Origin of the sequence: uncultured Marinobacter sp. (assembly GCF_947259545.1) — a bacterium.
Taxonomy (GTDB): domain Bacteria; phylum Pseudomonadota; class Gammaproteobacteria; order Pseudomonadales; family Oleiphilaceae; genus Marinobacter.
This window is the reverse complement of sequence record NZ_CAMYMK010000011.1, coordinates 12,157-34,646: the sequence shown is the minus strand read 5'-3', so window position 1 is coordinate 34,646 and position 22,490 is coordinate 12,157. Positions and strand designations below refer to the sequence as shown.

Annotated in this window: 21 protein-coding genes; 7 read left to right on the top strand and 14 right to left on the bottom strand. The window is 57.8% G+C overall.

Translation table 11 applies throughout. The annotated features are described in order from the left end of the window. Positions 1-15 precede the first annotated feature (15 nt). The 9 genes from panC to dksA all read right to left on the bottom strand — a co-directional run bounded on the left by panC (position 16) and on the right by dksA (position 10,650). Positions 16-867, bottom strand: a complete 852-nt coding sequence (panC, locus tag Q0Y21_RS16995; RefSeq protein WP_297798012.1) for a pantoate--beta-alanine ligase — start codon at positions 865-867, stop codon at positions 16-18. Beyond that, on the bottom strand, positions 864-1,658 hold the full coding sequence (panB, locus tag Q0Y21_RS16990) for a 3-methyl-2-oxobutanoate hydroxymethyltransferase (protein ID WP_297798010.1): 795 nt from the start codon (positions 1,656-1,658) through the stop codon (positions 864-866). The genes panC and panB overlap by 4 nt, the downstream gene beginning before the upstream one ends. Positions 1,659-1,771: 113 nt before the next feature. Beyond that, positions 1,772-2,287, bottom strand: a complete 516-nt coding sequence (folK, locus tag Q0Y21_RS16985; protein ID WP_297798008.1) for a 2-amino-4-hydroxy-6-hydroxymethyldihydropteridine diphosphokinase — start codon at positions 2,285-2,287, stop codon at positions 1,772-1,774. Positions 2,288-2,289: 2 nt separating this feature from the next. After that, positions 2,290-3,612: a polynucleotide adenylyltransferase PcnB gene (pcnB, locus tag Q0Y21_RS16980; RefSeq protein ID WP_297798507.1), complete on the bottom strand. Its 1,323-nt coding sequence runs from the start codon at positions 3,610-3,612 to the stop codon at positions 2,290-2,292. An 808-nt stretch (positions 3,613-4,420) separates the two neighbouring features. Then, positions 4,421-5,830 (bottom strand): sigma-54 dependent transcriptional regulator, encoded by a 1,410-nt coding sequence (locus tag Q0Y21_RS16975; RefSeq protein ID WP_297798006.1) that lies wholly within the window; start codon positions 5,828-5,830, stop codon positions 4,421-4,423. Between the two features lie 6 nt (positions 5,831-5,836). Continuing rightward, positions 5,837-8,800 (bottom strand): ATP-binding protein, encoded by a 2,964-nt coding sequence (locus tag Q0Y21_RS16970; RefSeq protein WP_297798004.1) that lies wholly within the window; start codon positions 8,798-8,800, stop codon positions 5,837-5,839. Next, positions 8,790-8,966, bottom strand: coding sequence for a hypothetical protein (locus Q0Y21_RS16965; RefSeq protein ID WP_297798002.1), 177 nt, complete (start codon positions 8,964-8,966; stop codon positions 8,790-8,792). Before Q0Y21_RS16965 ends, Q0Y21_RS16970 begins: the two co-directional genes overlap by 11 nt. 316 nt (positions 8,967-9,282) lie before the next feature. Then, positions 9,283-10,155 carry a tRNA glutamyl-Q(34) synthetase GluQRS gene (gene gluQRS / locus Q0Y21_RS16960; protein ID WP_297798000.1) on the bottom strand — a complete coding sequence of 291 codons (873 nt, stop codon included), beginning with the start codon at positions 10,153-10,155 and terminating at the stop codon, positions 9,283-9,285. Positions 10,156-10,209: 54 nt separating this feature from the next. After that, entirely contained in the window at positions 10,210-10,650 is a 441-nt protein-coding gene (gene dksA / locus Q0Y21_RS16955; RefSeq protein ID WP_012139308.1) for an RNA polymerase-binding protein DksA, read from the bottom strand. Between the two features lie 176 nt (positions 10,651-10,826). Between dksA and sfsA the strand changes: the two genes are divergently transcribed. Further along, positions 10,827-11,555, top strand: a complete 729-nt coding sequence (gene sfsA, locus Q0Y21_RS16950) for a DNA/RNA nuclease SfsA (protein WP_297797998.1) — start codon at positions 10,827-10,829, stop codon at positions 11,553-11,555. Here the strand turns inward: sfsA and Q0Y21_RS16945 are convergent. From Q0Y21_RS16945 to Q0Y21_RS16935, 3 genes are all read right to left on the bottom strand, one after another. Further along, positions 11,539-11,907, bottom strand: coding sequence for a Rieske 2Fe-2S domain-containing protein (locus tag Q0Y21_RS16945; protein ID WP_297797996.1), 369 nt, complete (start codon positions 11,905-11,907; stop codon positions 11,539-11,541). The genes sfsA and Q0Y21_RS16945 overlap by 17 nt on opposite strands. Next, positions 11,904-12,260, bottom strand: a complete 357-nt coding sequence (locus tag Q0Y21_RS16940) for a pentapeptide repeat-containing protein (protein ID WP_297797994.1) — start codon at positions 12,258-12,260, stop codon at positions 11,904-11,906. Before Q0Y21_RS16940 ends, Q0Y21_RS16945 begins: the two co-directional genes overlap by 4 nt. A gap of 67 nt (positions 12,261-12,327) precedes the next feature. Further along, on the bottom strand, positions 12,328-13,905 hold the full coding sequence (locus Q0Y21_RS16935) for a bifunctional aminoglycoside phosphotransferase/ATP-binding protein (protein ID WP_297797992.1): 1,578 nt from the start codon (positions 13,903-13,905) through the stop codon (positions 12,328-12,330). A gap of 122 nt (positions 13,906-14,027) precedes the next feature. On the opposite strand from Q0Y21_RS16935, the gene mrcB reads away from it, so the two are divergent. Together mrcB and Q0Y21_RS16925 are read left to right on the top strand one after the other, a co-directional pair. Continuing rightward, on the top strand, positions 14,028-16,355 hold the full coding sequence (gene mrcB / locus Q0Y21_RS16930) for a penicillin-binding protein 1B (RefSeq protein WP_297797990.1): 2,328 nt from the start codon (positions 14,028-14,030) through the stop codon (positions 16,353-16,355). Beyond that, entirely contained in the window at positions 16,352-16,936 is a 585-nt protein-coding gene (locus tag Q0Y21_RS16925) for a tetratricopeptide repeat protein (RefSeq protein ID WP_297797988.1), read from the top strand. Before mrcB ends, Q0Y21_RS16925 begins: the two co-directional genes overlap by 4 nt. Positions 16,937-16,995: 59 nt before the next feature. Here Q0Y21_RS16925 and Q0Y21_RS16920 read toward each other — a convergent pair whose 3' ends face one another. Then, on the bottom strand, positions 16,996-17,883 hold the full coding sequence (locus Q0Y21_RS16920) for a DUF4382 domain-containing protein (protein ID WP_297797986.1): 888 nt from the start codon (positions 17,881-17,883) through the stop codon (positions 16,996-16,998). 243 nt (positions 17,884-18,126) lie between these two features. Between Q0Y21_RS16920 and Q0Y21_RS16915 the strand changes: the two genes are divergently transcribed. From Q0Y21_RS16915 to Q0Y21_RS16900, 4 genes are all read left to right on the top strand, one after another. Then, positions 18,127-18,714: an RNA polymerase sigma factor gene (locus Q0Y21_RS16915; protein WP_297797985.1), complete on the top strand. Its 588-nt coding sequence runs from the start codon at positions 18,127-18,129 to the stop codon at positions 18,712-18,714. Between the two features lie 4 nt (positions 18,715-18,718). Further along, positions 18,719-19,432 carry a zf-HC2 domain-containing protein gene (locus Q0Y21_RS16910; RefSeq protein ID WP_297797983.1) on the top strand — a complete coding sequence of 238 codons (714 nt, stop codon included), beginning with the start codon at positions 18,719-18,721 and terminating at the stop codon, positions 19,430-19,432. Further along, positions 19,429-19,902, top strand: a complete 474-nt coding sequence (locus Q0Y21_RS16905; RefSeq protein ID WP_297797981.1) for a hypothetical protein — start codon at positions 19,429-19,431, stop codon at positions 19,900-19,902. Before Q0Y21_RS16910 ends, Q0Y21_RS16905 begins: the two co-directional genes overlap by 4 nt. Before the next feature lie 265 nt (positions 19,903-20,167). Then, positions 20,168-21,400: a tetratricopeptide repeat protein gene (locus Q0Y21_RS16900; protein WP_297797979.1), complete on the top strand. Its 1,233-nt coding sequence runs from the start codon at positions 20,168-20,170 to the stop codon at positions 21,398-21,400. Positions 21,401-21,446: 46 nt separating this feature from the next. Here the strand turns inward: Q0Y21_RS16900 and Q0Y21_RS16895 are convergent, their stop codons facing one another. Next, positions 21,447-22,337: a triacylglycerol lipase gene (locus Q0Y21_RS16895; RefSeq protein WP_297798505.1), complete on the bottom strand. Its 891-nt coding sequence runs from the start codon at positions 22,335-22,337 to the stop codon at positions 21,447-21,449. Positions 22,338-22,490: the final 153 nt, after the last annotated feature.

Here is a 22,490-nt window from a genome sequence, read left to right as displayed (position 1 = left end):
CTGTCAGAGTCTCAGTTAGGATCGCGTGATCGACAGGTTGTCTATCAGTCGCGTGGTGCCGAGGAAGGCGGCAGCCAGTATGGTCAGTTCGGTGTCTTCCGCAGCGGCCGGCTTCAGGGTCAGGCTGTTGACGATGTTGAAGTAATCCGGACGCAGGCCGGCGGAAGTCAGCGCATCATTGGCTTCCTGCTCCAGGGCGCCAAAATCAGTGCGCCCTTCGCTGAGCTGTCGGGCACATTCCTGAAGGGTCTGGTAAACCACCGGAGCGATGGTTCGTTCCGTGTCATTCAGGTAGCCGTTGCGGGAGCTCTTCGCCAGCCCGTCATCCTCACGGATGGTGGGAGCGCCGATCACTTCCACAGGAATGATCAGATCACGTACCAGCTTGCGTATAACGGCCAGTTGCTGGAAGTCTTTCTCTCCGAATACCGCGACGTCCGGCTGAACCATGTTGAACAACATGGTCACCACCGTCGCCACCCCTTCGAAGTGTCCCGGGCGGCTGGCTCCGCAGTGGCCATCGCTGACTTCCGGCACAATCACCTTGGTTTGCTGGACCAGGCCGTTGGGGTAGATTTCCTCAACGCCGGGGGCGAAGACCAGGGTGTTGCCGGCGGCCTCAAGCTTTCTCTGGTCTTCTTCCAGGGTGCGGGGGTAGCTGTCCAGATCTTCGCTGGCGCCAAACTGCATCGGGTTGACGAAAATGCTGGTTACCACCACGTCGGCTGCTTCGCAGGCCTTACGTACGAGCGATATGTGCCCTTCGTGAAGGTTGCCCATGGTGGGGACCAGGCCGATGGTTTTGCCTTCCCGGCGATAACCGGCAAGGATGGTGCGTATTTCTTTCAGGGAGTTGACGGTTCTCATGCTTTGAACGTGTGCTCCTCGGCGGGAAATGAGCGGTCGCGTACGGCTTTGACATAGGCTTCCACCGCCTTTTGTACGGAACCGGTGTCGGCCAGGAAATCCTTGACGAAGCGGGGCTTGCGGCCGGTGGTGATGCCGAGCATGTCGTGCACGACCAGCACCTGGCCGTCAGTGTCAGCGCCCGCGCCAATGCCAATCACCGGAGCCTTCACGGCCTGGGTGATGCGCGCGGCCAGCGGTGCCGGTACACATTCCAGAAGCAGGACATCGGCTCCGGCGGATTCCAGTTCGCAGGCGTGCTCTATCATCATTTCTGCCGCGTGGTCATCGCGGCCCTGTACCTTGTAGCCACCGAATTTGTTGACAAACTGCGGAGTCAGGCCCAGATGGGCGCACACGGGAACGCCGCGCTCGCTCAGGGCCGCGATGGTATCGGTCATCCAGTCCGTGCCTTCCAGCTTGACCATATGGGCTCCGGCACGCATCAGTTCGGCCGCGTTTTCAAGGGCCGCTTCCGTGGTGCCGTAGGTCATGAACGGCATGTCCGCCATGATCAGTGAGCCGCGGTTGCCTTTGGCGACCGAGCTGACGTGATAGACCATCTGGTCCATGGTGACGGGCAGAGTGCTGTCATGGCCCTGAAGCACCATGCCGAGTGAATCGCCAATCAGGATCACATCCACTCCGGCCTCACTGACGACCTGTGCAAAGGTGGCATCGTAAGAGGTGAGGACGGAGAAGGCTTCGCCCTTTTGCTTGTATTCCCGCAGGGTATTGATGGTAACAGCCATAGAATCCTTGCCTTGTGGGTGGATGGGCCAAGACCGCGCCGGGGTCAGCCAGCATTCAGGTGTTAAGGGTAATCCGGGGGTGTGGCTGAGGCAATAGTAGCACGCTCCCGGGATTAACCGGGCGGAAACGGCTCCCGGGGAAGCGGCGGTAGAGGGCGCAGATTGTTGTCGGGGCAATGCTGCCTCAGCTGGGCAATGGTCTGCCCGTCGGGCAATGCCAGATCCGCCTTCAGGTCCAGCAGAGGTTGCAGCACAAAGTCGCGGTTGGGAAGTTCCGGATGGGGAACGGTCAGGCGTTCGCTGCTGATGGTGTCATCGTCGTACATCAGCAAATCCAGATCCAGAGTTCTTGGCCCCCAGCGCTGCTTTCTTTCCCGGCCATGGTGTTGCTCGATCTGCTGCAGGCGGTCGAGGAGCTGCAGGGGACTGAGCCGGGTCTGCAACCATACCGCGCCGTTGACGAAATCAGGCTGGTCCTGGGGGCCGACGGGATGGCTACTGTAAAACGCCGACTGCGCCACCAGTGTGGTGTCCGGCAGCGATGCCAGTTCAGCCACAGCCCGGGCAAGCTGGGCGGTCGGATCCGCCAGATTGCTACCAAGTCCGATAAAGGCGTCGGTCACCGGCATGATCAGCTCCGGTTGGCTGGCTTGCGTTTGCGCTTGCGTTTTTTGGGCGCACCCGCGCTCAGCTCACTGAGCATGCGTTCCTGGCCCCGCTCGTCGGTCGCCTGAAAGTCCGTCCACCACTGCCCCAGCCCTGGCTCGATTTCTCCGGCAGACTCCCGTACCAACAGGAAATCGTACGCCGCGCGGAATCGCGGATGGGACATGGCCATGAAGGCCCGTTTGCCCTGGCGGCGGGGCAGACGCATCTGCATCTCCCAGATTTCCTTCATCGGGCCGGAAAAGCGCTTCGGGATGGATGTGGCCTGGACCTGGCGGCCAATCACCTTGGCAATCGCTCCGTGAAGCGCCGGTTGGACCGGGTCGCCGTTATCCTGTCGGTGTCGCCATTCCGCCTGCAGTGCCGGCCAGAGCATGGCGGCGAACAGGAAGTAGGGAGTGACGGACTTGCCTTTGGCGATACGGGCATCGGTGTTGCGCAGTGCCTGGCGAATCAGTTCGTCGGGCTCGCCGTTATCCAGTGCCCTGACCGTTTCGGGAAACAGCGGAGCCAGCAGATTGTACTTCCTCAGCAAATCATAGGTGGCTTCACCGTACCCGGCAGAGAACAGCTTGAGGACTTCGTCGAACAGCCGCGCCGGTGGGATGTGGGTCAGCAGTGGGGCGAGCTCGCGAATGGGTTCTTCGGTGCCTGGCTCAATGTCAAAGCCAAGTTTGCCGGCAAACCGTATCGCCCGGAGCATTCGCACCGGATCCTCACGGTAACGGGTTTCAGGATCGCCAATCAGCCGCAGCTGGCGGTTCTTCAGGTCTTCCACGCCGCCGGCGAAATCAATGACCGTAAAGTCACGGATGCAGTAGTACAGGGCGTTGACAGTGAAATCCCGGCGCAGAGCGTCTTCTTCCTGGGAGCCATAGACGTTATCGCGCAGCAGAAGGCCATGTTCACTGGTGCGACGATCATCGTCGTCGGCGTCATCGTCCGCTTCTACAGCGTTGCCGCGGAAGGTGGTGACCTCAATGATTTCACGGCCAAACACGACATGCACAATCCGGAACCGGCGGCCGATCAGGCGGGAATTCCGGAACAGGTCATGGACTTCTTCCGGTGTGGCATTGGTTGCGATATCAAAGTCCTTGGGCTGGCCGCCCAGGAGGATATCACGGACGCCGCCACCCACGAGGTAGGCTTCATAACCGGACTTGTTTAGCCGGTGGAGCACCTTTTTGGCCGGTTCGCTGATTGCGGACCGAGAGACGTTGTGCTGGTCCCTTGGAATTTCACGCCGCTGATAGGTGCGGTGCTTCTTCCTTCCGGTGCCCGGCATAAAGGACTGGATTTTTTCGACAAACTTCTCGAAGGGAGAGGTATTTGAGTTAGGCATTGAATTCCGTTATTGCGTGAGCAAAAAACGAGAGTTTAACGGTTTGGACAGGATTTGCACACGTTTGCGGCTGAATGGCCGGGAAAGCGGACAATAATTGTTCAATCCGGAGTGTAGGGCGGGCTTTCCGTCGGTCAGATAATCAAAAGGCGGATCCGTTCTCACGAATCCGCCCTGAAAGCGTTGACGATCTGCATTGTTTTTGTTGTTGCCGGGATTATTCTTCGTTTTTGTACCCCACTGTTCATCCCCAAATCCAGGGATCTCAGTAGTGCAAACGGAAGGCTTTGAACACACAGAGCGGTCAGAAGCATCGGGCGAGTCGGGAGTAAATGCAGTGCCGCCTGGAAGACGATTCTTCTCTACATCTACAACTCGCACGTGCCAAGGGACCACTAAAAAGCACAGTACCCAAAACACTCAGTTCGCTCACGTTCTGTTTTTGTTTTTGTTACCGAACGTCTTCCTGCAGCTTTTTGTTTTTGTTTTGGCGCTGCGTTGTCACTCTTGTTTTTGTTGTTGCGCGCTTAATAGAGTGCAGGGCGTGTGCCAGTTTTTTTAAATCCTTAAATAACAGTAACTTAATAAAAGTGGGTCGTAAGTGTTACCCCGTATGCGACCTAAGTGTTACTGATTTCTCATTATGTTTTTTGTGAGTGTTACCGTACGGAACATAGGGTAACAGTTGAGCTTGAGTTCATCTTTTATAGGTAGCTATCCATCTGGGGCCGCTCAGCTGTCTGGTGCAGCCTCAGTTGCCCGAGCCTTTCTTGCGGGGAATGCCCAGGCGCTGGCGACGTTCCCACAGGGACTTGCGGCTGATGCCCAGCTTCTGCGCCAGTTCTGTCTCGCTCATTTTGTCCTGATTCTCCAGCACGAAATGCTGGAAGTAATCTTCCAGGGACAGGTCGCTGGAAGACTCTGGTTCGCGATTACGTACCTGCTCGTTGTTACCCTCCACCAGGGTTTCCGGAATGTATTCGTCGCCACCTTCATATTCCAGGTCCAGCAGGGAAGGGGTAATCAGGTCCGTGTCGCACAGAATGGTGGCCCGCTCTATGGCGTTCTCCAGTTCGCGCACATTACCGGGCCAGCGGTGTCGCTCCATGGCACGCATCGCTTCGGGACTCAGGTTCAGGTTGGGCTTGCCCATCTTCTCGCCCTGTCGCTGCAGGAAGCGTTGGGCAAGGCCCAGGATATCCCCCTGCCGTTCCCTCAATGGTGGAATGCGTACCTGCATAACGTTCAGGCGGTAGTAGAGATCCTCCCGGAATTCACCGGTTCGGGTCATGGCCTTCAAATTTCGGTGTGTCGCGGCAATCATGCGCACGCTGACCTTGCGGCTTTGAGTGGACCCGACCTTGCGGATCTCGCCTTCCTGCAGTACGCGCAGGAGTCGTGCCTGGGCTTCTGGCGGAAGTTCACCGATTTCGTCCAGGAAAAGGCTGCCCCCGTCGGCGGCTTCTATCAGGCCGGTTCGGGCTGAGACTGCGCCGGTGAATGAGCCCTTTTCGTGACCGAACAGTTCCGATTCGATCAGGCTTTCCGGTATCGCTGCACAGTTCACGGAAATCAGCGGCTTGGCTGCCCGCGGGCTGAGCAGGTGCAGGGCCCGGGCGGCCAACTCCTTACCCGTGCCTGACTCGCCCTGGATCAATACCGTGGTTTCCGTCGGTGCCACCTTGCGGATCAGGGTAAAGACCTTTTGCATCGCCTCGCACTTGCCGTACATGATGCTCGCCGGATCGCCGCTTGCGGTGTCATCGCCGGAAGTGGGGGTGTCCGGTGCCGGTTCATCGGTCGACGCGTGCTGTTTTCGGGCCAGGATATTCTCCACCGCGGCCAGCATTTCATCGTGGTCGAACGGTTTGGCGATGTACTCAACCGCCCCCATTTTCATGGAATCCACTGCAGATCGCAGGCTGGCGTAGCTGGTCATGATCAGCACCGGCGTATTGGGCGCGCGATTGATCAGTTCGGTGCCCGGGGCGCCGGGAAGTCTCAGATCGGAAATGATCAGATCGAAATCATCGGGATCCTGGCTCTGCTCCGCTTCTTCAACGGACCCTGCATCGGCGACTTCATAACCGGCATGCTGCAGCAACTTCCTTACTGCGGAGCGAATAATCTCTTCGTCTTCTACGATCAGAATACGAGCCATAGGGGGTTACAACCTTTCGTTCTGGCTGGTGACAGCATTGTCGGGTTCCGGTTCGTATGCGGGCAGCTTCAACCGTACACAGGTACCCAGGCCGGTTGCCGGGTCTGCGGGGCTGTCCACATGTATGTTGCCGTAGTGTTCTTCAACAATGCTGTACACCAGCGATAAACCAAGGCCGGTGCCCTTGTTGGGGGCCTTGGTGGTGTAAAAGGGTTCGAATATATGATCAAGCTGGTCTCGGGGGATGCCCGATCCTTCATCGGTGACCTCGATGATAGCGGAGTAGCCATCGCGGTTTCCACTGATGCGGATCGTTCCCCCCTCGGGAGAGGCATCCCGGGCATTGGCCAGCAGGTTGACGAACACCTGGACCAGTCGCTGCTCATCGCCCAGTATCATCAGTTGGTCCGGGCAGTCGTTGAGATAAGTGATACCCAGGCCGCGATCACTGAGGGAAAGCAGGTTGATGGATTCGTCCACACAGCGTTGAATGATGACCGGCTCGTAGTGGTTGGCCTGGGAGTGGTTGCCCGTGCGGGCAAAATTCATCAGTGATTGCAGAATGGCGGAGATGCGCCGGGTTTGCTGCTGAATCTGCTCTGCGGTCGAGAGAATTTCCGGGTTGTCTGTTTCCAGCTTCAGGTTTTGCGCCAGGGAGGAGATCCCGGTGACCGGGTTGCCAATTTCGTGGGCCACACCCGCTGCCAGCCGGCCGACAGAGGCAAGTCGCTCACTGTGCATCAACTCGTCTTCCAGCAACCGGGTTTCGGTCTGGTCTTCCACCAGAATGATGCTGCCACCTTCCGGATGGTCTGGGCCGCTCAGGGCCGCCTTGTGCAGGTTCAGCCAGTGAGGCTTGCCATTCAGATCCATGCGGTGTTTGTAGCGGTGCAGCTCCTCGCCCTGGTTGAAATCATCCAGCAACAGGTGCCAGTGTTCCGGCAATGCCATCAGGCGGGCGCCGACGACATCGTCTGCTGTAATGCCGGTCAGCTGCTCCATGGTGTGATTCCACATCAGGATCTCGCCGTCTTCACCCACGGAGCAGGCCGGAATTGGCAGATTCTGAAGGGTCTGCCGGTAATGGCGGCGCAGGTTGTCGAGTTCACCTGCCAGGCCAGTCAACTGATTCTGGTAATCCCCCAGTGCCCGCTCCACATAACGGATATCCTGCGCGGTGCCGCTGCTGGCCATGGGTTTGTAGCCCAGATGACGCTTGACCAGGTCTCGGGCCACGGCGGGCCCCAGCAAGCCTGACAGGTTGATTTCCACCTGATCGCGCAGGCGCCTCAGCTGATAGGGGCGATATTCCATATTGGGTAGTTTGAGCTGCCCCAGGGCTCGTTCGACCTCGCGTTTGGCGACGCCATAGCCCAGCGGGTCGGCCAGCTGGCGGATGAAGTCTGAGGACGAAGTGGCCACCAGTTCGCGGCGTTGGGGACGGGACAGTGCGCCAAGGGAGCATGCCTGGGCGGCGCTGGCTTCCTCGGCGCTGCTGCCGCTGAGGATGGAGGTCAGCGAAAACACCGTCACGTTCAGGGTCAGGCTGATGAAGGTGAATATATGCCAGTTGCTGTAATCCGGCACCAGCGGAGCACCAAGCCATTCCAGCAGATTGGCGGTATGGGAAAAGGGTAGGACCAGGGTAACAATCCAGACGGCCATCCCTGAAACCAGTCCGGCGATCAAGCCTCGCCTGTTACCCTCGGGCCAGTAAATCACGCCGAGTGCGCCCGGCAGCAGCTGCAGCATGCCGGAAAGGGAGATGATGCCGAGAATGGAAAGATCCAGATTGGTGCCGATGGTTTCATGGAACAGCAAGGCTGCGAAAATAATTACGGCGATCAGCAGGCGTTTGATCCACTTCAGCCAATGGTAGATGTCGCCGTGGTCCTTGGGTGTGTGCAGGGGTAGAACCACATGGTTCAGTACCATGCCGGCCAGCGCCAGGGTGCTGACGATCATCAGGCCGCTGGCGGCGGACAGGCCGGCAATGTACATCAACAGGGTCAGCGCCGGGCTGCCCAGAGCCTGGGCAGTGCCGATGGCGTAGAAATTGGGTCCCGTGGTTGCAGCCAATTCCTGGCCTCCCCAGAGGATCAGAGGTACCGGCAGTCCCAGCAGTAGCAAGTACAGAGGCAGCCCCCAGCTGGCCTTTGCCAGAGCCTTGGGTGACGGGTTCTCGCTGAAGGTCATGTGGTACATGTGCGGCAATACCAGGGCGCCCGCGAAAGACATCAGCATCAATGCGCGCCAGCTGCCGTCGTCGATGTTCATGGTCATGGTGCTGGCCGCTGACTTCTGGCTCTCCAGCCAGACTTCCAGTCCGCTCATGCCGCCGAACACACTGAACAGGATCACTCCGCCGAGCGTTAACAGGGCGGTCAGCTTGACGACAGAGTCGAAGGCGATCGCCATGACCAGCCCCTGATGGGTTTCGGAGCCCTGATTGCGACGAGTGCCAAACAGCATCGCAAACAGCACCACGGTAATGCTGAACATGACGCTGATCAGGTTGCGGGAGGTATCCGGCGCCAACAGGCTGGCAGAGGTGGATACAGCCTGTATCTGCATGCTGAGCAACGACAGTATGGCCGCGCCGGAGCAGATGGTGACCAGTGTGCCGGCCCATTGGCTGCGGTAGCGGTAGGCAAAGAGGTCGGCCAGTGACGTCAATTGATAGGCGCGGCCAATGCGCATCACCGGGTTCAGCAATACGGGCGCCAGCAGGAATGCGCCGCTGATCCCCAGGTAGTAGGCCAGGAAGCCGAAGCCGGACTCGGCGGCAACACCCACGGCGGCATAGACAGCCCAGATGCCGGCGTAGACTCCCAGGCTCAGGGTGTAGACCAGGGGGTGTCGTACCCAGTGTTGAGGGAATACACCACGCTCAGTCACCCAGGCAACGCCGAAGAGAATCATCAGATACAGCAGGCTGGCCAGTAACAGGCCCGGGGCGCTAAAACTCATTGGGGTCCCGTCGCCATTCAAGCCAGAAACCCATGGCGATCAGCCCGGCCCATATGATGTAGGGCGTGTACCAGGCGTTACCCGGGGAGGTCCACCAGTCGAGGATGTTCGGTGAAAAAATATAGATGGCCAGAACCAACAGGAAGACCAGACGATAGATATACATCAGGCTTGGTATCCGCACTGAAGTTTGTGAAGGGCTTGGAGCCTCTGAATAACTCCTGACTCGCCTCTGCGCGTTCTGAAGGTTGTAGATGCAAGGCGCGGTTCGCCGCCAATGGCCGTAGCCCTTGGCAAGAGCCGCAACGCCGCAGATGCAACCTTCAGAGCGCGCCCTTCGGGGCTTCCAGAGCCATTCACACTCCGCGTTGCGACTTTTTGCAAGGTCCAGACATTCCTGCAAAGTCGCGCCTTGATTGTGAATGGCTCTGAAAGCCAGAGGCGATTCAGGAGTTATTCAGAGGCTCCTTATACCACGTAGCTTACCGGGATGTCAGGGGGATTGCCTCCCGTTGCCAGTGCCTGATTGCCCAGGCGAGGATGTTTTCCACGGGCTGCTGGCTCAGGTTGGCTGGTGGTTTTTGCCCGAGGGCTGCCAGGGCTGCGGCCAGGTTGCCGGCCGGTTGCCGGTCGTCCAGTGCCGGGGCGTGGTTCTGTTTGCTGAGCTTTTGTCCGTCTTCGTTAAGAATCACCGGGATGTGGAGCCAATTGGGGGGTGTGGCGCCCAGTGCTCGGTAAATCTGTTGTTGCTGGGCGGTCATGTCCAGAAGGTCGGAGCCTCTTACCACGTCCGTGATACCCTGGTCGATATCGTCGACCACAACGGCTAGCTGGTAGGCGTAGAACCCCTCCTTGCGAAGAATGACGGGGTCGTCCACTTCCGCGGTCACCTGTTGGGTTTGCGCTCCCAGCAGCTCATCCTGCCAGTGGCAGATTTCATCCTGCAGTGCGAAGCGGATGGCGAACAGGCGGTTGCCAGGCGCACTTTGCCCCTGGCGGCAGTGTTCCGGGTGCCTGCCATGGTGTTCCTTCAGCTGTTTTCTGGAGCAGGCGCAACGATAGGCGATTCCGTCGGACAGTAACTGATCAATGGCGTTTTGATAGGCGCCGTGACGCCTGGACTGGAAGCGAACCGGGGCGTCCGGAATGAGCCCGTGGCACCTGAGGCTGTGGAGAATGCTGTCGGTGGCTTCCGGGCTTTCCCGGAGGGGATCCAGGTCCTCTATACGAACCAGCCATTGGCCCTGATGGACTCTGGCTTCAAGGTAACTGGCCAGCGCTGTGACCAGGGAGCCGAAATGTAATGGACCTGTAGGGGAGGGGGCGAAGCGACCTCTGTAGGGGGTATCAGCCATAGCAATCAACAGACCGGCCCATTCTGGGGCCGGTTGACACGACTATGGTCCGGCTCAGATGCCGGTCTGGCGCTCGCGGATCTCCGCCAGAGTCTTGCAGTCAATGCACAAGGTGGCCGTCGGGCGTGCTTCCAGGCGGCGAATGCCAATTTCCACGCCACACTGATCGCAAAAGCCGTAGTCGTCCTTGTCGATGCGATCGATGGTCTGGTCGATCTTCTTGATCAGTTTTCGTTCACGGTCACGGGTGCGCAATTCCAGGCTGAACTCTTCTTCCTGGGTTGCGCGGTCGCTTGGATCCGCGTAATTTGCGGCGTCTTCCTGCATATGGTGCATGGTGCGGTCCACTTCTTCCATCAGTTCCTGCTTCCATTGCAGTAACAGATTCTTGAAGTGCTCCAGCATTTCAGCACTCATGTACTCTTCACCCTTCTTCATTTCGTAAGGGGTGAAGTTGGTAAAACGTTCGCGTGGTTGTTCTGCAGTGTTTGCCATTGAACCCGGCCTCTTGTTTGTACTTCACAAGAACGCTTTGCTTTCCGCCGCGCCAGCTTTTACTGCGCGAATTGACCCTGGATGAAGCATTCGTCCTGAAACGGGAATTTGCGGAAAATAGCAGATAAGTTACAGGGGTGCCAGCCTTGTGTTCAGACTTTCATATGGAGACCACCATGAACTTCTCCCAACCACTGATTAAAGGCAAACTAGTTCGACGTTACAAGCGTTTTCTGGCGGATGTGTTACTGGAAGATGGCTCGGAGGTTGTGGCTCATTGCCCCAACACGGGCTCCATGCTCGGTTGTCAGCCGGATAACGCGAGGGTGTGGCTGAGCGAAAGTGATAATCCCAGGCGCAAACTTCGTTATACCTGGGAACTGGTAGAGACTTCGCCCGGCGAGCTGGCCTGTATTAATACTGCCCGCCCGAACGCGCAGGCCAGGGAGGCAGTCGAGGCGGGCCGTGTGCAGGAGTTGGCCGGCTATGGCGTGTGTCGGAGCGAAGTCCGGTACGGCGAGGAGAAAAGCCGTATCGATCTCCACCTGTCAGGTCACGCTGAGCTTGCCGATGCCTGGGTCGAGGTCAAGAACGTCACTCTCTGCGAGAATGGGCGTGGCTTCTTCCCGGATGCCGTCACCACCCGGGGACAGAAGCACCTGCGGGAGTTGATGGCTCAGGTCGCCAAAGGGGATCGGGGGATACTGATGTTCGTGGTCAACCATACCGGGATTACCTCTGTGCGCCCGGCGGACCATATTGATGCGACCTACGGTGCTTTGCTCAGGGATGCCGTCAGCGCCGGTGTGGAAGTGCTTGCTTACCGTTCGGATTTGGGGGATGGGGACGGGCCCACGGGTAAATTGGCATTGACCAGCCCGGTGCCCGTCATTCTGGAAGCCTGACCTCGATGGCGTCCCGGGACTCGGCCACTTCCAGGGACACGAGTGCCTCGCCCTGGCAGGGACCGGCGATGCATTCGCCACTGTCAGGCAGAAACAGGGCGCCGTGGGTAGAGCACTGGATGAAACAGTTATCGCTGTCCATGAAGCGCCCCGGCATCCAGTTCAGTTCGATGCCCAGGTGGGGGCATCGGTTAAGGTAGCCGTAGACTTTGCCATTACGACGAAAGACAAAGCCCCGTTGGTCAGTTGTCTGATCTTCGGGGTTGCCTTTGATCAGTGTGAATTCAAGGAAGCTGTCATCCACCAAGTCGTCTGGTGAGCCCACCTTGTGCCAGGAGTGGTGTTCGTTCATTTTCCGGTGTTGTACCGCATTCGGGTGCCGTGATTGAGTGACATTACGATCTCATCCGCGTGCAACTGATGAGGGAAAAAACAGCCTGAAATCTTGGCGCCGGCAATGCTCGCTCCCTCCATCTGACTTTCGCTGAAATCAATGCCGCGCAGGTCCGCACCGCGGAAATAGGCGTGGCTCAGATCCAGCCCCTGTGCGTCCATGCCTCGGAGGTCCAGCCCGCGAAAATCACCGTGAGCAAAGCTTGGAAGCGGATCCAGCTTGGCCTTGACGGCGTTGAAAGCCTCCATGTTTTCGCTTCTGAGCTTTTCATAGAGTGGATCGTCGATATGGCGCACTGCGTCCGTATCCATCGTTCTGGTCCCTGCGTCTGTTGTCGGTACCTGCCCGGGTGAGGCAGGTACCCGGTATTGTAGACGTTTATTGCTCCTGCAATCCAAAGTGCTGACGGATTCGGTCCGCAACCGCTTCGGCGACATGTTCCTGATCGGTATGCAGGTGGATGGTGTGGGTCTTTTCTTCCGTGGTCAGCGGCTCAAACCAGGTCATCTGGGCGTCCAGAAGTTCTTCGGTGGCCTCGGAGGCGTCTCCGGTGCGCTTTCGTACCCACTCCCTGCGCAAGTCTTCCGGGGCTTCGCAATGAATCAGCGCAAAGGGAAGCCCCTGGGTTTCTGCCACGTCCGCCATCAGAGTTCTCTCACCCTGTTTCAGGGACGCTGCATCCACGATGACCGGGAAGCCTGCACTCAGCAGGTCGCCTGCGATGTGGGCCAGGCGCTGGTAGGTTTTTTCGGTGGCTTCCGCGGTGTAGATGTTACCGCCGGTGGGAGACTTGCTTTGTTCCAGCGGTCCCATGCCAAACAAACGCTTGCGCTCCACGTCGGACCGTAGCCGGATCAGGCCCAGCTCCTCTGCCATGGCGGCACTGACACAGGTTTTACCACTGGCGGACAGGCCGGTGGTGGCCAGCAGGTAGGGGTTAGGAATGCTGCTATAGCTCTCGGCCAGCAGGGCGTAATCCTGGTAGCGCTGCATCAGCCCGTTTTTTTCTGCTTCCGAGAGTGATGGGTTGCCCATGGTGAACAGCGCAATCTTGGCACGGACGAGGGCGCGGTAGGCCTTGTACAAGGGGAGTAGGGGCAGTGCTTCAAAGTCGCCCCGATACTCGAGATAGGTATTCAATACCAGGTTGGCCAGCTTCTGCTCGCGGCGGGATTCCAGGTCCATCAGCAGGAATGCCAGATCGTTAATGACATCAATCCAGCGAAATGGCTCACTGAATTCAATGCAGTCAAAGACCGTGACTTCGCCTTTGAACACGGTGATGTTGGCGAGGTGAAGGTCACCATGACACTCGCGAACAAACCCGTTTTCCCGTCGGCTGGCAATCAGATCCCGCTGGCGCTCGAAGGTCGTGCGCGTCCACTCTTCCAGGTTGTCCAGCTGTTCCAGCAATGCCTTGTCGTCAAGCAGGGGGCGAATCTGGTCGAAGTTCTCCTGCATGGCGGCATAGACCGCTTCCGGGGTGCCCAGGGGCTTGTCCTCCGCCACTGGTGGCAAGCGGTCATGGAAGTCGGCTGCCTGGCGGGCGACACTGGTGAGCAGCTCCGGTGTCAGGGTGCCGTTCTCCTGGCGGACATCGAACAGATCCGCCTGATCGAACTGGTGCATGCGAATGGCATACTCGAACGCTTCACCGTCACCACCGAGCTGCGGTTCCTGGGGAGTGCCGGTGATCGGAATGATGTCCAGATAGAGGCTCTTCGCGAGGCGGGAGTTCAGTCGCAGTTCTTCTTCGCAAAAATGCCTGCGGCGTTCCAGGGTGGAGAAATCGAGAAAGCCGAAATCCATGGGTTTCTTGATCTTGTATGCGTAGTCGCCAGTCAGGATGACCTGGGAGATATGAGTCTCAAAAACCTGAAAATCCTTGACCGGGTGGTCGTACAGCTCCGGATTCTGCAAAGCCAGAATCAAATCATTGCTTGTGGTGTCGCTCACGGCTCTCTCCTCGCATTCCCTGAACTTGTTGATTTTTCTGGCACCTATCATAACGGGCAGATTACAGAAATAACACATGGATAACCTGCCTTCCGGGCCGATGCTTTCGTTATAATCGCGCCATGAAAAAAACATCACCCCCAAAAAAGTCTGCAAAGAAAAAATCCGGTAAGGGCGGTTCCGCTAAACGGCCCTGGTTCTGGAGCCTGTTCTGGCGTGTTTCACTGATCGGTCTGGTATTGCTTGTCGGCTGGATGGTGTATCTGGACGCGGTGGTCACTTCCCGTTTCGAGGGGCGGCGATTCGAAGTGCCCTCGCGGGTGTATGCCCGCCCGTTAGAGCTCTATAACGGCGCCAGTCTCAGCTCCGGTGACCTTCAGCGCGAGCTGGAACTGTCCGGCTTCCGCAAGGGCGACGGTACCAAGCCAGGAACATACAGCCGTAATGGTGGGCGCTTTGTCATCAGCACCCGCGGATTCCTGTTTGCCGATGGGCGGGAACCCCGACGGCGTCTGGCACTGACGATCTATGGGGATCAGATTCAGGATTTCCGGGTGTTGTCCGGTGACAGCTCACCCATCGTGCGTCTGGAACCAGCCCAGATCGGGGGCATTTACCCCGCCCACAAGGAAGATCGTGTGCTGGTGCAGCTGGATCAGGTCCCCGAGTTGCTGAAAGAGGCGTTGCTGACCATTGAGGACCGTGGGTTTTATGAGCACTTCGGAGTGGCACCGCTGTCCATTGCCCGCGCCATGCTGGTGAATATCCAGGCCGGAGAGGTTGTTCAGGGGGGAAGCACGCTGACCCAGCAACTGGTCAAGAATTTCTTCCTGACTCGCGAACAGACCCTGGTCCGCAAGGGTAATGAGGCGCTGATGTCGACACTTCTGGAGCTGCATTACGAGAAGGACGATATCCTCGAGACCTACCTGAACGAGGTGTATCTGGGACAGGCCGGAACCCGCAGCATTCACGGGTTCGGTCTGGCCAGTCAGTTCTATTTCGGGGAGTCGATGCGGGATCTCCGCTTGCATCAGGTGGCCCTGCTGGTAGCCATGGTGAAAGGGCCGAGTTATTACAACCCCCGCCGCCATCCTGAGCGCGCCACGGGGCGACGAAACCTGGTCATTGATGTCATGGCGGAGGCGGGTATTGTCAGTCAGTCCGAGGCAAGCCAGGCCAAAGCGCTGCCCCTGGGGGTCAGTGAGCGGCCGTCGTATTCCGAAAACCGCTATCCGGCCTACATCGATCTGGTCCGCCGTCACCTGGCGAGGGATTACAAGGAAGAGGATTTGCAAAGTGAGGGGTTGAGGATCTTTACCACCCTGAATCCCGGTATCCAGAATGCCGCCGAGTTTGCCGTGAAAGACATGCTTTCCCGTATGGATTCCGGGGCGGATGACACCTCCCTGGAGTCTGCCATGGTCGTAACTTCCCGCGATAGCGGAGAAGTATTGGCGATGGTCGGTGGCCGGGATCCCCAGTTTGCCGGCTTCAATCGGGCCGTGGATGCACGGCGGCCGATTGGGTCATTGATCAAGCCGTTCATCTATCTGACAGCCCTGCAGGAGCCGGAGCGCTACACCCTGATCTCGCCGGTCGAGGATAAACGCTTCTCTCTGGTATTCGAAGATGACCGCCGCTGGGAGCCGGAGAACTATGACCACAAGGAGCGTGGTGAGGTGCCGTTGCATGAGGCGCTGTCGCGGTCCTATAACCTGCCCGCCGTCAGGGTGGGACTGGATCTGGGCGTGGATGCGGTTGCCGAGACGCTGCAGGCTTTTGGTGTGACCAGCACGATATCCCGGTATCCTTCGATGCTGCTTGGTTCCGTGTCGATGACGCCGGTCATCGTGGCGCAGATGTATCAAGGGCTGGCAACCTCGGGCTTTAACACGCCGCTCAGGACCATTCGTCAGGTGACGGGGCCTGATGGCGAAGCCTTGTCCCGCTACAGCCTGGAAGTGGACCAGGTGGCGGATCCGGCAGCTGTTCACCTCGTACAGTATGCGATGCAGGAAACCATGCAGGAGGGAACTGGCCGCTCCGCATATCGATTTGTGCCACAACAACTGACCCTGGCTGGCAAGACTGGCACCACCGATGATGGTCGTGACTCCTGGTTTGCCGGGTTTAGCGGTGACCTGCTGGCGGTGACCTGGGTCGGGCGTGATGACAACGGCCCGACCAGCCTGACCGGTGCGTCTGGTGCCCTGCCGGTGTGGGCTCGGTTCATGGCGCAGGTGCCCCAGCATGGATTCTCCCCGGTGGTGCCTGATGGGGTCGATTATCACTGGGTCAATGCGCAACGGCAGGCTCTTACCGATGAGTACTGTGACAATGCACGCCTGGTTCCGTTTATGACCGGTAGCGAGCCCGAGCAGCAGGTATCCTGCTCGGGCAGGCTGGAACGACGGATCCGCGGCTGGTTTGAAGGGCTTTTCCAATGAATATGACAACACTCAAGAATGCCGGCTTGCTGGCGTTGACACTGACCGTTGTGGGTTGTGCCTCGCCGGGTGGCTCCATTTATGTGCCGGCAGGCGGTTCATCCCGCGATGTAGAGAGGGAGAGAGTTCCCGAGCCGCCAAGAACCTACCCGCGGGAGGAAGAAATCCGCACCGAGCGCAAGAGCGAGCAGCCATCAGAGCCTGCGCCTGAGCCGGATCGTCGCTCGAGTTCGCCAAGTTACCAGGATTCAGGTGACCAGCTGTCTCCGGCGGCACAAAGCCTGATCCGACAGGCGGATGCCTATCTGGCACAGGGTGACGCGGGCGCTGCGATCGCACAGCTGGAGCGTGCACAACGAATTGCGCCGCGTTCGGCAGAGGTCTATTTCAAGCTTTCCGAGGCCTATGTGGCAAAAAAACAGCTGGGATCCGCAGAGCAGTTCACCCTCAAGGGGCTGTCTCTGACCGGTAATGATGTCAGGTTGCAGCGCTCAGGTTGGCTATTGCTGGCGGATATTCGTCGGGCCCGAGGCAACGTGGCCGGGGCGAATAGCGCCGAGGAGAGAGCCGGGGCTTTATAAAACCAGGCGACCATAAAAAACCCCGCAAGCGCGGGGTTTTTTATGGTTAGCAAATTGTCTTATTCGAAATTGATGGGCTTCTCGGTGTTCACTTCAACCTGTACATCCTGTGTGCCAACGAACGTCAGATCTTCATCCATCTCGTTGTCGTCGGCTGAGCAGGAATAGCTGACAGTGTAATTACCCTCGGTGAGGAATGCCGCCTTATAGGTGTAGGTGCCAGGGTTGTCCTCATCAGAGACCGGGACGGCCACGAGAGGTTCGTTTTCACTTCCCAGGTCATCCGGAGTGGCACCAGATCCTTCATACACGTAAACCATGCCGGAGTATGCTGTTGCATCCGCACATTCGGTCTGGATGACCGTCGATGCGTCAACAGTGCCTGCAATTGAGCCAACCTCCAGGTTGTTCACCAAACGCAGGGCGGGTCTCAGCATGTAGTCAGCCAGCGCCTGTCCAGCAGGATTGACAACGGCTTTCTGGACGTCGAAGTCGATGGTAAAGTCTGTGCTGGTATCGGCCGCTACAACAAACTCGCCCTGCAGCTTCAGGCCGCTCTGTTCGCCAGAGGGTACGGCCAGAGAATATTCTGTGTCACCAGTGCTTTTCAGTTTTACAAATGAATTGTCAGTATCAACTATCAGCCGTAGCTGTGTGTAGTTGCCAGCCAATACTTCTTCATCTGTGATCAGTGGTTCGGTGACACCGCCTTGCAGGTCCAGCATGTTGACGGTTTCAAACCCGTCCAGCGGGAAAGAAATCCAGTCGCTATCCGCAGGTTTCAGTTGGATCTCTGTAAACGCTACGGTGACATTGCTGAATTCAGTTGCCGGCGCATCCGTAAGGCCAAAGGACACGGTGCCGGTTGCATCGGAACTGTCGCTGCCACAGGCAGCAACCCCCGCAGCCAGGGCGGCAACTGTAAAGAGTTTCAGAGAGCGGTTCATACAAACCTCCGGGGTCTATTATTTTCTGAAAGTTACAAAGCGCTGGGATTGCGCTGGGTGTTACCTATTAAACGATAGGTGAGGTTGCTGAGTTCCTGCCCTTTTGTGAACGTTTTCTCATATCTCGTTAATAAAGATTTCGGCGCGCAGGGCTTGGTCAAGTATAACGTATCCTTGATCTGGTATAGACTTGAAGGCCTGTTTGAGCCAGATAACGATTTACAGCAAAGGCGAGCACCGGTTTTGGCATTACTTCCTTTCCGACAGTCCCGGTCCCAACGATTCGAGAAGCTGGTTCAGCCGCATTTGCAGGCGATGTACCGGTTTGCGTACCGTTTGGCTGGCCAGCAGCAGGATGCGGAGGATCTGGTTCAGGATGTGGTCGTAAAACTGTACCCCCGCCTGGACGAATTGGCGTCCATAGACCAGTTGCGGCCCTGGTTGAATCGCGTACTGTATCGGCACTTTATCGACCAGGTGCGGCGCAAGGGGCGGCAGTCAGATCGCCCGTTGAGTGAAGTGGTGGACTCCGAAAGCCAATCTGCCTACCTTGACAGCTTCGCCTCGGAAGACGCGGGACCGGAGGAACGGGTGGATATCGACCGGATAGGGCCCGCTCTGGATCTGGTTATGGCGACCCTGGCTCCTGATCAGCGCGCTCTGATCATGCTTCATGATGTGGATGGCTGGCGGCAGGAAGACATCGCTGAGGTTCTGGACATCCCCCTGGGAACGGTAAAATCGCGTTTACACCGCTGTCGCGCGACCTTACGGGAAAAATTGCAGAGGGAACTGGAACCTTTTTCAGGCATTGGACGTGTGAAGGAATGAGGTGATGGATATGTCTTGTCGTGAATCGCGGGAGCTTTTTGTTCCCTACTTGTTGAATGAGTTATCTGCGGAACAGGCTGCTTATGTGGAGCAGCATGTGGCGGACTGTGCCCGCTGTGCGACAAGATTGACCAATGAAAGGGTGCTGCAGTCGACGCTGTCTGGTCGTTACGCCATTCCGGATCCATCACCGGATTTCGAGACTCGGGTACTGGCTGCTGCGCGCTCTAATGCTGCTGGCAAGACCGGTCATCGTGGCTGGAGTACACCGGTGGTTGGGGGAGCTGTTGCAGCAGCAATGGCCCTTGGTATCGCCCTCGGTGTGGGATTGAAACCGGGTTCTGAGCAGTCGCAGCCCGCAATTGCGACAAATCAGGCCGAAGTTGACGAATCCCTGGCGACTTCATCGTCGGCAGTGAATGAGCCGGTTATACAGACCGTGCGCCTGGCTTTCAGCTCTGGCCAGCCTCTTGAGGACGTTACTCTGACACTTGAATTACCTGCCAATGTTGAACTGGCAACGTTCCCTGGCCGACAGCAACTGAGCTGGAAAGTCGATCTGGAACAGGGTGAGAATGTGTTGGCGTTGCCTCTCAGGGTGCTGTTCCCGGGCGCTGGTGATCTGGTGGCCCATATTGACGATGGCCAGCGTCAGAAAACCTTCAGGGCAGCTATTCCCGGTCAGACCAAGGCAGATAATACGGAGCCAGCATCATGAAAATGCACGACAGGCAGTGGTTAAAACCGGCACTGATGTGCCTGGTGGCACTACTGGCGTGGCCAGTAATGGCTCAGGCCAGGGACGATCTGGACGTGACCATGAGAATGGTTGTAGATGACGAGGATTTGACCAACTCTGTGGTTCGAGAGATCGAATTGCCTGAACCCATGGTTACAGGTCGCTCCGAGCGTCCGGGCACGCCGGCTCGTCCGGAACGTCCGGACATTGAGGCCGCACTGGATGCCATGGAACGGGGGCAGGATATTGGAGAGTCGGCGTCTGAAAGGGCGAGTGAGGCTAGAGAGCTGATTGACTCGGATCGCCCCGGTAGTGATGATCTTCTAGATTTACTGCCCGGCAAAGACGATATAACGGATTTGCCGGGCACGGGCGACTTGCTCGATGACGCCGGTGAACTGCTGGATAGTACCAGTGAACAGCTGGAAAGCGGCGCTGCTGAGCTTTAATTGCTGACGACAGTGGATCTATCCCGACTTCAACAACGCGGTGTATACATCGTGTAGATAGACTTTTCTCCTGCCTTTGCTTGTTATACTCTCCTGAGTAGCGCTGGCGATATTGATGTTGTGTCAATTTGCCGGTGAATGTTTTTCCTCAGGCTCCGGAGAGATCTGTTTGCAGGCTGCAGTTCGGCTTTTCACCACGTCTTGCTTGTTGCTGATAGCGACCGTATCTCATCCGGTGGCTGCGTCTGATGACCCAAGGGCACAGATGTCGGCAGGTATAGAGTACTTCCAGAGCGGTGAGCTTGAATCCGCTCGGATCTCCTTTGAGGCTGCCCGTGCGGCGGGCCTCGAAAGTAACTCGCTGATGTACAACCTGGGGGTTGTCTATTACCGGCTGGGTGAATACGAGCTGGCCGCCAACGCTTTCTCTGCTTTGCTCGGTACCTCCAGCCAGACACTGGCAGAGTATAACCTCGGGTTGGTCGCCAAGGCCGCCGGTAATCCGGATACGGCCAGGCTCTGGTTTAATCGTGCAGCGTCCGAGTCCGCTCACGAGAAAATACGGGCCCTGGCTATTCTCCAGCTTCAGGAAGGAAAGCAACCCTCCCCGGAACCTTCACCGCGTCCCTGGATGGCCTATGTGTCCTTGGCGGGTGGATATGATGACAACATCGCCAGCGTTCCGGAGGCAGGCAGTTCAGGGCAGGAAGGTGGATTTGCCGAGCTTTTGGCGGCAGGATCGGCAGATGTTTATCAGGCTGAAGGTTCTACTGTCAGGCTGGAAGGCGCGGCATATTCTCGCCAGTACCCCTCGGAATCTGAATTCGATACCGATTTTCTCCAGATTGGAACCAGTTGGTTGGAGAACCTGGGGCCGGGCCAGGCAGGCGCGACGCTCGGTGTCAGCCAATCCTGGTTTGATTCTGAAGCGCTTGAGCGTACCTACCGCCTGGACTTTTCATACCAGCTTGACGAGTGTCCTGTGGTTGGCCGCGGCTCTCGTTGTCGGGCGTCAGCGTCTACCGGGGTCGTCGAAGGGGGCGATGGTTTCGAGGCCTATGACGGGCAGTGGTATCAGGCTCGTTTGAAGGGGCGCAAGGATTTTAGGCACTGGCGTGTCGACGCCCAGTACCGTTGGGATATGAACGACCGTGATGACTTGGAATCCGGGGAGCAGTTTGTCAGTGTGTCTCCACAACGCAATCTCGTAGAGCTGGCGCTTCGCTACAAAGTCTCGCAGCGCTGGAACGTCGGCGTGGAAGGCAGTTATCGGTATAGCCGGTATGCGGATCCGCACCGCTTATTCAACTCACAAGGTGCTCTGGAGACCGAGCGCAGGGTGGACAAGCGTACGCAGGGAACTCTGCTGACCGAGTACGTCTTGAGTGCGCGTTGGTCCGTGCGTGGTGAGTGGATGTTCCGGGATAACCAGAGCAATCTTGCCCGCTATGATTATCGTCGCCAGACCGCTTTGGTGGCGATAGAAGGCGTGTTCTGAGTTCCTGGTGGCAACGAGGGCCACCAGGACATCTTTACAGAAGGCGTCAGAGTCCGGCGTTTTTCAGCCTGTTGGCGTGTTGCTGAAATACCGCCTTCGGATCTGTCTCGAACAGGCTGTGCAGCCCCAGCGTCTGGTTCACCTCATCCAGATGGTTCATGAAGTAATTGTCCCGGATGACCTTACCGAAGTGATTGCTACAGCGGCCCACCAGGCCGTCATTGGCGCTGAATCCAAACGCGAGGCTGGTAGTGCCGAGCAGGGCGTCAGACACGTCCAGAACGTTGGTCAGGACGCCAGTGCCCCCCCAGGAGTAGAAGCGCACCCCATTGGCGGAATACGCGCCCTCGCCGCAGGCGGTGGACGGAACGCCGGCGGGTGCAAAGTTGTTGAATTCAGTACTTCCCTGAGTTGTCAGTGAATACAGGCTGGCGCTCATATCCTGGTCGTAGCCACCGCCTGACAACAGGTCAATGAGCCCGCCCAGTGCATTACCCAGTGTTGCACCCAGGCCTTCAGCCGGGGAGCCGACAATCAGGTCGGCAACCGGCGATCCCTTGTGGGGCGAGCCCACGGAAGTAACGGAAGCAACCAGATCCGGTCGTACACGAGCAACGTATCGCGCGGTTGGACCGCCGTGGCTGTGGCCGACCAGGTTAACCTTGCCATGAACTGCTGCAATGGCCTCAACCTGAGGCAGGAGTGCTTCGCCGCGGGCAATCGTACTGTCCAGGGCCGGTACCTGAGTGGTGTATACGTCAGCACCGTATTTGCGCAAACCTTCCGCCACACCGTACCAGTAATCAATGCCTGCTACAGAGTCAAAGCCAAACATACCGTGTACCAGAACAACCGGGTAGCGGGTATCGGTATAATTGGATGGGGTAGAGTTCCACCACGCCAGGGTCGGCGCGGACCATGCCAGAATGCACAGCATGGTTGCTGCTTTGAGCCATTGTTTCATCGTTGTACCTGCATTTGTTGTTGTTTGATTGATCATCTCGTATGAGATTTGCACATACTTTGATCATGCAGGTGTCAAGTCAATGTTCCGGTGGGTGTTGCGACCAGAAAGGTCTGGATTTGTGAG

Coding starts and splice junctions, on each gene's coding strand:
- panC (WP_297798012.1), bottom strand. CDS start 867: ATGAGAACCGTCAACTCCCTGAAAGAAATACGCACCATCCTTGCCGGT.
- panB (WP_297798010.1), bottom strand. CDS start 1,658: ATGGCTGTTACCATCAATACCCTGCGGGAATACAAGCAAAAGGGCGAA.
- folK (WP_297798008.1), bottom strand. CDS start 2,287: ATGCCGGTGACCGACGCCTTTATCGGACTTGGTAGCAATCTGGCGGAT.
- pcnB (WP_297798507.1), bottom strand. CDS start 3,612: ATGCCGGGCACCGGAAGGAAGAAGCACCGCACCTATCAGCGGCGTGAA.
- Q0Y21_RS16975 (WP_297798006.1), bottom strand. CDS start 5,830: ATGGCTCGTATTCTGATCGTAGAAGACGAAGAGATTATTCGCTCCGCA.
- Q0Y21_RS16970 (WP_297798004.1), bottom strand. CDS start 8,800: ATGAGTTTTAGCGCCCCGGGCCTGTTACTGGCCAGCCTGCTGTATCTG.
- Q0Y21_RS16965 (WP_297798002.1), bottom strand. CDS start 8,966: ATGTATATCTATCGTCTGGTCTTCCTGTTGGTTCTGGCCATCTATATT.
- gluQRS (WP_297798000.1), bottom strand. CDS start 10,155: ATGGCTGATACCCCCTACAGAGGTCGCTTCGCCCCCTCCCCTACAGGT.
- dksA (WP_012139308.1), bottom strand. CDS start 10,650: ATGGCAAACACTGCAGAACAACCACGCGAACGTTTTACCAACTTCACC.
- sfsA (WP_297797998.1), top strand. CDS start 10,827: ATGAACTTCTCCCAACCACTGATTAAAGGCAAACTAGTTCGACGTTAC.
- Q0Y21_RS16945 (WP_297797996.1), bottom strand. CDS start 11,907: ATGAACGAACACCACTCCTGGCACAAGGTGGGCTCACCAGACGACTTG.
- Q0Y21_RS16940 (WP_297797994.1), bottom strand. CDS start 12,260: ATGGATACGGACGCAGTGCGCCATATCGACGATCCACTCTATGAAAAG.
- mrcB (WP_297797990.1), top strand. CDS start 14,028: ATGAAAAAAACATCACCCCCAAAAAAGTCTGCAAAGAAAAAATCCGGT.
- Q0Y21_RS16925 (WP_297797988.1), top strand. CDS start 16,352: ATGAATATGACAACACTCAAGAATGCCGGCTTGCTGGCGTTGACACTG.
- Q0Y21_RS16920 (WP_297797986.1), bottom strand. CDS start 17,883: ATGAACCGCTCTCTGAAACTCTTTACAGTTGCCGCCCTGGCTGCGGGG.
- Q0Y21_RS16910 (WP_297797983.1), top strand. CDS start 18,719: ATGGATATGTCTTGTCGTGAATCGCGGGAGCTTTTTGTTCCCTACTTG.
- Q0Y21_RS16905 (WP_297797981.1), top strand. CDS start 19,429: ATGAAAATGCACGACAGGCAGTGGTTAAAACCGGCACTGATGTGCCTG.
- Q0Y21_RS16900 (WP_297797979.1), top strand. CDS start 20,168: ATGTCGGCAGGTATAGAGTACTTCCAGAGCGGTGAGCTTGAATCCGCT.
- Q0Y21_RS16895 (WP_297798505.1), bottom strand. CDS start 22,337: ATGCTGTGCATTCTGGCATGGTCCGCGCCGACCCTGGCGTGGTGGAAC.